At 64.1% G+C, this 11,636-nt stretch carries 15 protein-coding genes; 13 read left to right on the top strand and 2 right to left on the bottom strand.

The window, feature by feature from the left end:
- Positions 1-504: 504 nt before the first annotated feature.
- Positions 505-684, bottom strand: coding sequence for a YdcH family protein (locus FJ940_RS28220; protein WP_097571999.1), 180 nt, complete (start codon positions 682-684; stop codon positions 505-507).
- A gap of 240 nt (positions 685-924) precedes the next feature.
- Between FJ940_RS28220 and FJ940_RS28225 the strand changes: the two genes are divergently transcribed.
- Positions 925-1,128 (top strand): YdcH family protein, encoded by a 204-nt coding sequence (locus FJ940_RS28225; protein ID WP_140500489.1) that lies wholly within the window; start codon positions 925-927, stop codon positions 1,126-1,128.
- Positions 1,129-1,130: 2 nt separating this feature from the next.
- Here FJ940_RS28225 and FJ940_RS28230 read toward each other — a convergent pair whose 3' ends face one another.
- Entirely contained in the window at positions 1,131-1,925 is a 795-nt protein-coding gene (locus FJ940_RS28230; RefSeq protein WP_140558863.1) for an IclR family transcriptional regulator, read from the bottom strand.
- 129 nt (positions 1,926-2,054) lie between these two features.
- Between FJ940_RS28230 and FJ940_RS28235 the strand changes: the two genes are divergently transcribed.
- From FJ940_RS28235 to FJ940_RS28290, 12 genes are all read left to right on the top strand, one after another.
- Complete coding sequence (locus FJ940_RS28235; protein WP_140500486.1) at positions 2,055-2,936, top strand: transporter substrate-binding domain-containing protein; 882 nt, start codon at positions 2,055-2,057, stop codon at positions 2,934-2,936.
- A 90-nt stretch (positions 2,937-3,026) separates the two neighbouring features.
- Entirely contained in the window at positions 3,027-3,692 is a 666-nt protein-coding gene (locus tag FJ940_RS28240) for an amino acid ABC transporter permease (protein WP_140500485.1), read from the top strand.
- A 1-nt stretch (position 3,693) separates the two neighbouring features.
- Positions 3,694-4,344, top strand: a complete 651-nt coding sequence (locus FJ940_RS28245) for an amino acid ABC transporter permease (RefSeq protein ID WP_140500483.1) — start codon at positions 3,694-3,696, stop codon at positions 4,342-4,344.
- Positions 4,345-4,346: 2 nt separating this feature from the next.
- Positions 4,347-5,141: an amino acid ABC transporter ATP-binding protein gene (locus FJ940_RS28250; protein WP_140517594.1), complete on the top strand. Its 795-nt coding sequence runs from the start codon at positions 4,347-4,349 to the stop codon at positions 5,139-5,141.
- Between the two features lie 38 nt (positions 5,142-5,179).
- Positions 5,180-5,641 (top strand): RidA family protein, encoded by a 462-nt coding sequence (locus FJ940_RS28255; protein ID WP_140517593.1) that lies wholly within the window; start codon positions 5,180-5,182, stop codon positions 5,639-5,641.
- Positions 5,642-5,665: 24 nt separating this feature from the next.
- Complete coding sequence (locus FJ940_RS28260) at positions 5,666-6,871, top strand: aminotransferase class V-fold PLP-dependent enzyme (protein ID WP_140658573.1); 1,206 nt, start codon at positions 5,666-5,668, stop codon at positions 6,869-6,871.
- Between the two features lie 405 nt (positions 6,872-7,276).
- Complete coding sequence (locus FJ940_RS28265) at positions 7,277-7,825, top strand: sigma-70 family RNA polymerase sigma factor (protein ID WP_140658575.1); 549 nt, start codon at positions 7,277-7,279, stop codon at positions 7,823-7,825.
- Positions 7,812-8,705, top strand: coding sequence for an anti-sigma factor (locus FJ940_RS28270; RefSeq protein WP_140658577.1), 894 nt, complete (start codon positions 7,812-7,814; stop codon positions 8,703-8,705). The genes FJ940_RS28265 and FJ940_RS28270 overlap by 14 nt, the downstream gene beginning before the upstream one ends.
- 94 nt (positions 8,706-8,799) lie before the next feature.
- Positions 8,800-9,297 carry a 5-(carboxyamino)imidazole ribonucleotide mutase gene (gene purE / locus FJ940_RS28275; protein ID WP_140658579.1) on the top strand — a complete coding sequence of 166 codons (498 nt, stop codon included), beginning with the start codon at positions 8,800-8,802 and terminating at the stop codon, positions 9,295-9,297.
- Entirely contained in the window at positions 9,294-10,370 is a 1,077-nt protein-coding gene (locus FJ940_RS28280) for a 5-(carboxyamino)imidazole ribonucleotide synthase (RefSeq protein ID WP_140658581.1), read from the top strand. Before purE ends, FJ940_RS28280 begins: the two co-directional genes overlap by 4 nt.
- A gap of 274 nt (positions 10,371-10,644) precedes the next feature.
- Positions 10,645-10,770, top strand: coding sequence for a type B 50S ribosomal protein L36 (gene ykgO, locus FJ940_RS28285; RefSeq protein ID WP_125004464.1), 126 nt, complete (start codon positions 10,645-10,647; stop codon positions 10,768-10,770).
- 109 nt (positions 10,771-10,879) lie between these two features.
- Complete coding sequence (locus FJ940_RS28290) at positions 10,880-11,518, top strand: hypothetical protein (protein WP_140658583.1); 639 nt, start codon at positions 10,880-10,882, stop codon at positions 11,516-11,518.
- Positions 11,519-11,636 lie beyond the last annotated feature (118 nt).

Raw genomic sequence — 11,636 nt, forward strand, 5'->3', positions numbered from 1 at the left:
CGCGCTCCGGGCCGATGCGCTGAAGTCCGGGCATGAGGTGGAGGAGCAAAGATGGCTTGTCAATGGCGACAGGTCGCCACTGGCCGCAATCGATGCCGCCGCCGGTTGCTCGGCGCCCGACTTTTATCGCTCGCTTGCGTCGGCCAATCGGCTACCTGGCGATTGGCAGGCCCCATCGCTTTGTCTTTCCCGGAACGAGTCCGTCATTTCGGGGAGGAGCAAGGAGAAGAGCGACGCAGCGCAGTCCCAGAATCCAAGCCCTGACCTCAGAGCGCCGCGGCAAGGCGGAATTCTGCTCCGCTGCACTCTTCGGTCAGTTATGGTAAAGGGGAGCCGCGACGAGCTTCGCCCCTACTCGTCCTGGGACTAGGAAGTCGGAAGGCCTCTGCCTGGTACGAATATCTGTGATGGTCGACCTGAAATCGAAGATCAAAACCACCAGTCCGGCGGCAATTGCCGCCGGCAGGAAAGACCCGAATGGTGAGCGGTTATGTCAGTGGGGCATCAATGCGTCGTGGGTTTGGCCCTCAGTTTTTCAATCTCGTCCTTGATTGCCAGCTTGCGTCGCTTGAGATTCACGATTTCCAGGTCGTCCACCGACGGGTGATTCATCGCGTCATCGAGCTCGCGTTCGATGTCGCCGTGTTTCCGCTGCAACTCATCAAGATGGGATGCAAGAGACATGATTGGTTCTCCCTTTCATGATTTCCTCGATTGCAGCCGCCAAAGGCGCGTCCACCGCAGGCTCGCTCTGTGACGGCACAATGACAGTGTGCCACCTTCGCGCAGCGATGTCGAATGATCCGTGGTAGCATTCCACGACAACGTGAAATGTGATATGGGCTGCGCGCCGGTGGCAGAGAGTGCCACCCCCCGCCCAATCAGGCCCAGCTTTGGGCGCCGCAGACGTGCAGACGGTAGAGAATGTCCGATCAGGAACAGGCCGATATTCGCCTCGAATTTTCCCGGCTGAAGCAGGAACACGCCGATTTCGACGCCGCGATCAATGCGATGATCGCCATGAACTGCGACCCGCTGCAGATCCAGCGCATGAAGAAGAAGAAGCTTGCGCTGAAGGATCGGCTGATGAAGCTGGAAGACAGGATCATCCCGGACATCATCGCCTGACTTCAGGTCCAGGCCGCGATCGAAAGCCGCGCCGCGCGTTCGCGCAACAGGGCCAGGAGTTCGCCTGTCTTCTCCTGCGATGTGTCGATGGGCACCACTAGGCACATCGTCGCCTCGACGGTGCCGGGTGCTGAAAACACCGGCGCGGCGAGGCATTTCGTATAGGCGTCGACGAGCCCCGAAGTGATGCAATAGCCGGTGGCTCGCGCCGTCGCTATGTCGGCGATGAAATCGTCCAGCCGCAATCTGCGGCCATCGGGCAGCATAAGGTCGTCTTCCGATATCATGGCTTCGATCCGGGCCTGTTCGAGGCCGGCGAGCAGCAGCCTGCCTGACGCGGTCCAGGGCAGCGGAATCTGCAATCCGGTGGCGGAGCTGATGCGGAAGGGCCGGGTGCCCGGGCTCGAGTGGACGATCGTGTAGCGGCCGCTCTGCAGCATGCACAGTTCGGAGGTCTCACCGGTCTCGCGCGACAGGTTGTCGACCTCCTGGCGTCCTCGCCTCAAGAGGTCGTTGCCGCGCACATAATCCATTCCATAGAGATAGAGCTTCTTACCGAAATAGACGCGGTTGCCGTCGCCGGCCATCTCCAGGAGGCCCGCATCGACCAGCGATCGCACCAGTGTGTAGGTGGTCGAACGCGGCGCGTTGACCCCCTTGGCGAGGTCGCCGATACCGATGGCGCGCTGCGTCGAATGAAGGAACTCCAGAATCTGGAGCACCCGGTTGAGGCCCTTCTCCCGAGAGACCGAAATCTTTGCGTCCGCTGAGACCGCCAAGGCGCTGCCATCTTGCATTGTCGATTCCTGATGTTAGTATCTGTCTTGTACAGGATACACCCGTCCCTTGTAAGAGACAATTTCTGTAACGATCCGGGTGCGCGTATTGCCTGTGCGTAGGGGAACACAACACGAAAGGAGGTCGCTGTGGACGACACATCCAAAAGGCGTGATTTTCTGAAACTGGGCATGGCCGGACTGGCAACGGCCGGCGTCATGAGCGCGGCGGCAACGGTCGACGTCCAGAAGGCGGCGGCGCAGGCTGCGCCCGATAGCTTGCTACGCACCGTGCTGGAGCGCGGCAAATTGATTGTCGGCACCGGAAGCACCAATGCGCCATGGCATTTCGAGAACGATGCCGGCGAACTCGTCGGCATGGACATCACCATGGGGCGCATCCTGGCAAAGGGCTTGTTCGATGACCCGGCCAAGGTCGAGTTTGTCATGCAGGACCCGGCGCAGCGCATTCCGAACGTGACGACGAACAAGGTCGACATCACCATCCAGTTCATGACCATGACCGCGCAGCGCTCGCAGCTGATCAACTTCTCCAGGCCTTACTACGTCGAGGGCGTCGCCTTGCTGACTTTGCCCGGCGCCGAGAACAAGACCTTCGACAAGCTGCTTGCCGCAGGCTCCGCGACGCGCGTTTCCATCCTGCAGAATGTCGACGCCGAATCTTCGGTGCATTTTGCCTTGCCGGAGGCGCAGGTGATGCAGATCGATACACAGGCCAACGTGCTGCAGGCATTGGAATCCAAGCGTGCCGATGCCGCTGCCGTCGACCTCTCCACCGTGCGCTGGCTCGCCTCGCGCAATCCGGACAAATACTTCGATGCCGGCAAGAGCTGGTACTCGATGCTTTATGGCGCGGCGCTCCGGCAAGGCGATCTCGATTGGCTGACCTTCGTCAACCAGACCTTCACCATCGCCATGTTCGGCCATGAAACGGCGCTCTATGACGCCGCGTTCAAGGACTATTTCGGGCAGGAGCCGCCGGCGCGCCACCCCGGCTTCCCGGTTATCTGACGTCATCGGCGGAAGGGCGCCGACCCTTCCGCCTTTTTTCCTGGCGACGCGGCCAGCTTTGCGTCACATCGGGAGCACTGAGGCCGACGCATGGGTTATGCGCTCAATTTCAACCTGATCTGGCGGCATTTCGACAAGCTGTGGGGCGGTCTGCTGCTCAGCCTGGAGCTCGCCGTCATCTCGATCGCCATCGGCATCGTCATCGGCCTGGTCCTGGCGGTCTGGTACGTGTCGGCCGGACGCATGGTGCGCGGCATCATTGCCGCCTATGTCGAATTCATCCGAAACGTGCCGCTGATCCTGCTCGTCTATCTCGTCTTCTACGGTCTGCCGACCGTGGTCGACATCGCCTACAGCGCGCAAACCTCGTTCGTCGCCACGCTGGCGCTCTACAGCGGCGCCTATCTGGTCGAGGTGTTCCGCTCCGGTCTCGAAGCGGTGCCGCGCGGCCAGCTAGACGCCGGCAAGGCGATCGGCCTGACGCCCTGGCAAAGGCTGCTCCATGTGCGCCTGCCGACCATGCTGCGCATCACGCTGCCGGCGCTTTCCAACACTTTCATATCGCTGTTCAAGGACACCTCCGTCGCTTCGGTCATCTCGGTGCCCGAACTGACCTTCGGCGCGCAATGGATCAACTTCAACACCTTCCGCATCGTCGAGGTCTATCTCGTCGTGACGGCGATGTATCTGCTGACCGGCTACGCCCTGCTTTACGCGCTCCGGCTCGTCGAACGATGGTTCAAGGTGGTGCACTAGCATGCTTGGCCAGATCGCCTACGCCTTGCCTTTCCTGGCTCAGGGTTTTGCGCTGACGCTTTGGGTGTCGCTGCTGGTCGTGACGTTCTCGCTCGTCGCCGGTGTCGTCCTTGGCGTCGGCCTGGTCTATGGCCCGGCGCCGGCGCGCTGGGCGGTGCGCATCTTCAGCGACACTATTCGCGGCATACCGATCCTGGTGCTCATCTTCTTCGTCTACTACGGGATGCCGGCCGTCGGGCTTCACCTGCCGTCCTTCTGGGCTGCCGTGCTGGCGCTGACCTTGTTCAAGACAGCCCAGGTCGTCGAATATCTCCGGGGCGCCGTCGGCTCCATCCCGAAGGGACAATCGGAGGCGGCAATGGCGATCGGCCTGACCTTCCGCCAGCGGCTGGCCCATGTCATCTTTCCGCAAGCGTTCAGGCGTTTCCTGCCGCCCTGGATCAATGGCGTCACCGACGCGGTCAAGGGCAGCGCGCTGGTCTCGCTGCTCGGCATCACCGATCTCATGCAGGCCATCAACCAGGTCATCGGCCGCACCTATGAGGCCATGCCGCTCTACATCCTTGGCGCCCTCATCTACTTCGCCGTCAACTATGCGCTTTCGCTTGCCAGCAGGCGGCTGGAGCGGCGTTTCTCCTTCATCCGGGAATAGCAATGTCCACAAGCTCGAACGATGCCCCGGCCCTTCTCGACATCCGCGATGTGTCCAAATCCTTTGGCGCCGTCCAGGTCCTGCGCTCGGTCAGCCTGCGCGTGGCGCGCGGCGAGGTGGTGACGGTCATCGGGCCCTCGGGCAGCGGCAAGACCACGCTGCTGCGCTGCGTCAACTTCCTGGAGAGCTATGACAGCGGGTCCATCCGCATCGACGGCAAGGAGGTCGGCTTCCGAGAAACCGGAGCCCGCCAGCGCCGCAGCGAACGCGACCTTGCCGCGATGCGCGCCGAGACCGGCATGGTGTTCCAGAGCTTCAACCTGTTTCCGCATCTCACCGCCGCCGGCAACATCATGCTCGGCCTCACCAAGGTGCGCGGCAAAAGCACCGTGGAGGCGCGCACGATTGCCGAACACTGGCTCGGCCGCGTCGGTCTTGCCCATAAGGCCGACAGCCTGCCGGCGGAGCTCTCCGGCGGCCAGCAGCAGCGCGTCGGAATTGCGCGCGCCGTGGCCATGGGGCCGAAAATCCTGCTGCTCGACGAGATAACCTCCGCCCTCGATCCGGAACTCGTCGGCGAGGTGCTTGAAGTGGTGCGCAGCCTCGCCGAGGACGGCATGACGATGGTGATGGTCACGCATGAGATGGCCTTTGCCCGCGACGCCTCGAGCCGCATCGTCTTCATGGCCGATGGCGGCGTCGGCGCGGTCGGCCCGCCGAAGGAGATTCTCGCAGCAGACGCCGAGAATGAGCGTCTGCGCAATTTCCTGGCGCGCTTCCGCGCCTCGCATTTCTGACATTGGAGGGTTGACACCATCCCAAGGAGCCTTCTTCCATGACGCCTTACACCAGGCTCACCGAACTCGGCCTCACATTGCCCGAGCCGCCGACGCCCATCGCCAACTTCGTTACCCATGCCGAGAGCGGCCGGCTGATCTTCCTGTCCGGCCAGGGACCGCTTCGGGCCGACGGCTCGCTCTGCACCGGGAAGGTGGGCGAGGATGTGACGGTGGAGGAGGCTTATCAGCATGCCCGCCTCACCGGCCTCAACCTGCTTGCCGTCATGCATGCTGCCGCCGGCGATCTCGGCCGCATCGTGCGCGTCGTCAAGCTGCTCGGCTTCGTCAACGCCACGCCGACCTTCAGCGACCACCCCAAAGTGGTGAATGGCTGCTCCGATCTTTTCGCCGACGTTTTCGCCACGATCGGCGGGCATGCCCGCTCGGCGATCGGCGTCGGCTCCTTGCCGGGAAACATCACCGTCGAAATCGAAGCGGTCGTCGAGATCGCTGCCTGATCTGTCATCCACGGGATTGCTCACATGAAAACATATTCAGACACCGGCTCCAACACCACGATCCGCGAACGGCTCGGCCTTCGCCCGATCATCAACGTCTCCGGCACGATGACGGCGCTCGGCGCGTCGATCATCGTGCCTGAAGCGATCAGCGCCATGTCTGAAATGGCATCGCAATGGGTGGAAATGGACGATCTGCAGCGCGCCGCAAGCGCCGTCGTCGCGCGCCTCACCGGTGGCGAGGCCGGCTTCATCACCGCCTGCTGTGCCAGCGGCATCACCATGGCGATCGCCGGCGCGATGACGGAAACCAACCTGCTCGCCATCGAACGCCTGCCGGACGACACCGGCGACCTCAAGTCGGAGGTGATCATCCAGCTTGGCCACATCGTCAACTACGGTGCCCCGATCGACCAGTCGGTCCGCGTTGCCGGCGCCAAGGTGGTGCCCGCCGGCACGGTCAGCGTCACGCAGGACTATCATGTGCGCGACGCGATCAACGACCGCACGGCGGCAGGGCTCTATGTCGTCGCGCATCACACCGTGCAGTACGGCATGCTGTCGCTGGAGGAGTTCTGTGAAATCTGCCACGCCAGGGGCGTGCCGGTGATCGTCGACGCGGCTTCCGAATATGACCTGCGCGGCTTCCTGGCGCGCGGTGCCGACATCGTCATCTACAGCGGCCACAAATTCCTGAGCGGCCCGACCAGCGGCATCGTCACCGGACGCAAGGATCTGGTGCGCGCCGCCTATCTGCAGAACCGCGGCGTCGCCCGCGCCATGAAGGTCGGGAAGGAAAGTATCGCCGGCACCATGGCAGCGCTCGAAGCCTGGGAGAAGCGCGACCACGCCGGCATCCGCCGGCGCGAAGAGGCCGCCCTCAACCTTTGGAAGGATGCTCTGCAGGGTATCCCGGGCATTGGCGCGGAGATCATTCCCGACCCGACCTCCAACCCGCTCGACCGCCTGCAGGTCTTCGTGCTGCCGGAAAGCCGCTTCACCGCTGCCGGCCTAGCCTCGGCGCTTGCCGGTGGATCGCCGCCCATCATCGTGCGCAATCACGAGGTCGAACGCGGCCATTTCTTCCTCGACCCCTGCAATCTTCATCCCGGAGAGGCGGAGAGCGTCGCCGAACGGCTGCGCGCCCTGTTAACCGCGAAGGACCGGCCCGCCGACGCCATGAAGATTGCTCGCAAGGTCTCTTCCGGCGCCTTGCGCTGGCCGGATTGAGCGCCAAGCGGACCAACGAACCCAAAGCACCGGCTGATCACGTGACTGTGAACAGCCGGATGCGTACGCGGCGGGAATAAATCTCGGCCGCAACGGGTCTCCTCGACATAGGCCGCTACAGGCGTTGAGGAGATCCGCATGTCCGTCATCATGAACACGACAGCGAACATGGCCGCGGCGTCGGCGGCCGCCATGTGCTGGAGCGCATGACCTCAACCGGCCTCTCTCCCATGATGCACGGCTTTCCCATTGCGCTTGACACTGGTGACGCAGATGAATTCACTTTCGCCCCGGCAGGCGGCTTTGCCTGTTGCCGAGGGTTTCGCCCGCACGGGCGGGGCGAGACCGCCGGTATTGCTTGAAAGCGCACGGCCTGTTCCTCGTGGAGTATCGGATGGTGCTGCTTTGAGCGAGAAGGCCGGAGCCGAGCGCTTCAGCGAAGTGGTGCTGCCTCATCTCGGTGACGCGCTGGCGCTTGCCCGCTGGTTGACCGGCAATGGCGCCGATGCCGAGGACGTCGTGCAGGACGCCTGCATAAAGGCGCATGCGGGCATATCCGGCTATGCCGGCGGCAATGCCCGCGCCTGGCTGCTGACCATCGTGCGCAACACCGCCTATACTTGGATGTCGCGCAACCGGCCGCGCGGCATGTTGGCCGTCGGTGATCTCGGCGATCTCGACGAGATGGCGGCGGCACACGGCATCAGCGTGCCGGACGAATATGGTCCGGAGGCAAGCCTGATCGCCAAGGCCGACACGGTGGCGCTTGAAACGGCGATAGCAGCCCTGCCGCAGCCGTTTCGCGAGACGCTTGTGCTGCGCGACATCAGCGGCCTCAGCTATCGCGAGATAGCGGCCATGCTCGGCGTGCCGATGGGCACGGTGATGTCCAGGCTGGCTCGCGCGCGGAGCCTGCTTATGTCTGACCTGGGAGAGCGCCATGACCATGCATGACGATGGACTGCCCAATGATCCGGAAGGCATCAGGCTGATGATCCACGCCCTCGTCGATGGCGAACTTGATGCAGCGGCCGCGCTTGCGGTGGAGCGGCGCATTGCGGCCGATCCGCGGCTTGCCTCAGAGCATGCCCGCATCGTGGCCTTGCGGGGCGCGGTCAGCCGCCTGCCGCACCCAGATGTCGGCGGCGCCTTTCGCGCGCGCATCGCGGCCATTGGCGCCGCGCCTACCGCACAGCCGGCAGGCGGAACGGCCAAGCCGCAGCAGGGCTCGCCGGTGCTCCCGGGGGTGCTTGCCCCGGGCGGGGGAGGCCAGAGGCGAAACGCCGATACGCGGCTGTCACCAGGTCGAGCGCGCCGCTTCGGCTCGTTCGACTGGCGCGCTCTTGCCGCCTCGATCATGATCAGCGCGGTGCTGGCCAGCGGGGCAACGCAATGGGTGATGGTCAACGGCGCGTCCGACAGCTTCGCCGCGGCGGTCGCCAGCGGCCATCGCCGCAGCCTGCTTGCCGCCAGCCCGATCGACATCGTCTCGTCGGATCGCCATACGGTAAAACCCTGGCTCGACGCCCGGATCGGCGTGTCGCCGCCGGCACCGGATCTTGCCAAGGACGGTTTTGCGCTGATCGGCGGCCGGGTCGAGGTGATTTCCGGCCGCCCGGTGCCGGCACTTGTCTACCGCCACCGCGAGCATCTGATCACGCTGGTCGCCGAACCGCAGCAGGGCGGCAAGGTCAGCGAGCCTGACGATCTTTCCTCGGGCGGCTTTTCGCTGGTGCAGTGGAGCGACGGCGCCTTCTCCTACTGGGCGATCTCCGACATGGAGCGGCCCGAACTCGACGATTTCGTCGCCCGCTTCCGCAAGGCTGCGGCATAGGCCGATTTCCCGGCCGAACACCGGCAATGCCCCGCATCCTTGCCGCCGCCGCCGAATTCCGCTAAGGCGCGCCTTTGTCGCCGGGAGCAGAAGCTTGGACGATCAACGCGCCGACGTCGCCATTATCATGGGCAGCCAGTCCGACTGGGCGACCATGCGCCATGCCGCCGAGACACTGGAGGCGCTTGGCATCCCGCACAAACGGCTGATCGTCTCGGCGCACCGCACCCCCGACCGGCTCTATGACTTCGCCAAGGGCGCCAAGGCCGCCGGCTACAAGGTCATCATCGCCGGTGCGGGCGGTGCGGCGCACCTGCCCGGCATGACGGCGGCGATGACACCGCTGCCGGTGTTCGGCGTGCCGATGGAATCCAAAGCCCTGTCGGGACAGGATTCACTGCTGTCCATCGTCCAGATGCCGGCCGGCATCCCGGTGGGGACGCTGGCCATCGGCAAGGCCGGTGCTGCCAATGCAGCCCTGTTGGCTGCCGCCGTTCTGGCGCTCCACGACGACAAGCTTGCCGGGCGGCTCGATGCCTGGCGCGCCTCGCAGACCGCCAAGGTCGCGGCCGAACCCACGGACACGCCGTGAGCCTGCCCGCCGGATCGACCATCGGCATCATCGGCGGCGGCCAGCTCGGCCGCATGCTGGCAATGGCGGCCGCTCGCCTCGGCTACCGCACCGTGGTGCTGGAGCCGCAGCCGGATTGCCCTGCCGCGCAGGTCGCCAACCGTCAGGTCACGGCCGCCTACGACGACCCCGCCGCGCTTGCCGAATTGGCTGAGGCAAGCGCCGTCGTCACCTATGAATTCGAGAACGTTCCGGTTGCCTCCGCCGAGGCGCTCGCCGCAAAGGTGCCGGTCTATCCGCCTGCGCGCGCGCTTGATGTGGCGCAGGACCGGGTGACCGAGAAGACATTTCTCAACGGCATCGGCATTGCCACGGCGGATTTCCGCGCGGTCGACAATGACGGCGAGCTGACCGCAGCGCTGAAATCCTTTGGCGGCAGCGGCATATTGAAGACGCGGCGCATGGGCTATGACGGCAAGGGCCAGCGCGTCTTCCGCGACATGCAAGCCGGCAGCTTCGCCGGCACCTGCGAGGCCATGGGCAACGTGCCGCTGGTCCTCGAGGCCTTCGTTTCCTTTGAGCGCGAAGTCTCCGTCATCGCCGCGCGCGGCATCGATGGCGTCGTCGCCGCTTACGATCCGGCCGAGAACGTCCACCGCAACGGCATTCTCCACACATCGACCGTGCCGGCCGCGATCGCGCCCCGGACAGCCGAGGCGGCCCGGACGGCGGCGGTGAAGATCCTGTCGGCGCTCGACTATGTCGGCGTCATCGGCGTCGAGTTCTTCGTGCTGGCCGATGGCTCGCTGCTGGCCAACGAGATCGCACCCCGCGTCCACAATTCAGGCCACTGGACGGAAGCCGCCTGCACCGTTTCGCAGTTCGAGCAGCATATCCGCGCCGTGGCCGGCCTGCCGCTCGGCGACCCGCGACGCCATTCCGACTGCGTGATGGAGAACCTGATCGGCGACGATATCTTGCGCGTTCCGGAATTGCTGGCGGAGCCAGACCTGATGTTGCATCTCTACGGCAAGGCCGAGGCGCGGCCCGGCCGCAAGATGGGCCATTTCACCCGGATCAGCCGCCGCGCCTGACAGCAATCTCGACGCCGCGAGCTACTGGGCAGGAAAACTCGGCGCATGTCGTTCCCAAGTCACGTGGCGACCACCACATCATACCAGCCGGAGCCGAGCCATTGGCCGATTGCGGATATTTGACGACACCGGGCATTCATCTCCGCTACCGGGCATGCTTGCGGTTGACACGGACAAGGCTCCTCGTTTATGAGCCACCCACAGTTCAAAGGCGCGTCTTCTGGCGCGCCTTAAAATTTCGACCCGGACCGGGTCCACACCGACAGGCAAGACCATGAAGATCAAGAATTCGCTCAAGGCGCTGAAGGCGCGTCATCGCGACAACCGTCTGGTTCGCCGCAAGGGCCGCGTCTACATCATCAACAAGACCGCCCCCCGCTATAAGGCGCGCCAGGGCTGAGCTTCGTCGCGAGGCTTTTGCCTCCGCAGTTGGTGTTTATCGTCGGGTCCGCCGGCCGTTCACGCTAAAATCAGTTTGACGTTCCGCCGCCCGGGACTAGATTCGGGCGATGCGGATTCTTTTTGCATTTTTGACGGTCCTTCTTTTTTGCAGCGCCGTCTCGTTGCCGGCTCGGGCCGATGACCGGGCCGCTGTGCAAGCGGCCCCGGAGCCGGCGCCTCCGGATGCCCAGCCAGTGCCGCAAGCCCCGCCTCCCGCAATGAACAGGGAGGCCCGGCTCGACAAGCTGTTTGCCGATCTCAAGCGCGAGCGCAACGAAAAGGCGGCAGAGCGTATCGCCGGCATCATCTGGAGCGAATGGTCCCAGTCGGGCAGCGCCTCGATCGACCTGATGATGCAATGGTCGCAGAAGGCGATCGAGAACCAGAAGTTCGACGTCGCGCTCGATTTCCTCGACCAGGTGGTCACCTTGCAGCCGGCCTATGCCGAGGGCTGGAACCGGCGCGCCACGGTGCATTTCATGATGAAGAACTACGGCAAGTCGATGTCCGACATCGACCATACGCTGCAACTCGAACCCCGCCATTTCGGCGCGCTGTCGGGCCTGGCGCAGATCATGACCGTGACCGGACGCAAGCAATCGGCGCTCGAGGCCTGGCAGAAGGTCCTTGCCATCTATCCGATGCTGCGCAGCGCCCAGGATCAAGTCGGTACGCTTTCGGAAGAACTCGCCGGCGAAGGCATTTGATATTTAAGGCAGTAGGGGAATAGGGCAGTAAGGCAGTAAGGCAGTAGGAAAGAGATCGCCCGGAAATACTTCCCCTATTCCCCTATTCCCCTATTCCCCTATTCCCCTATTCCCCTAC

This window comes from Mesorhizobium sp. B2-3-7 (assembly GCF_006442695.1).
Classification (GTDB): domain Bacteria; phylum Pseudomonadota; class Alphaproteobacteria; order Rhizobiales; family Rhizobiaceae; genus Mesorhizobium.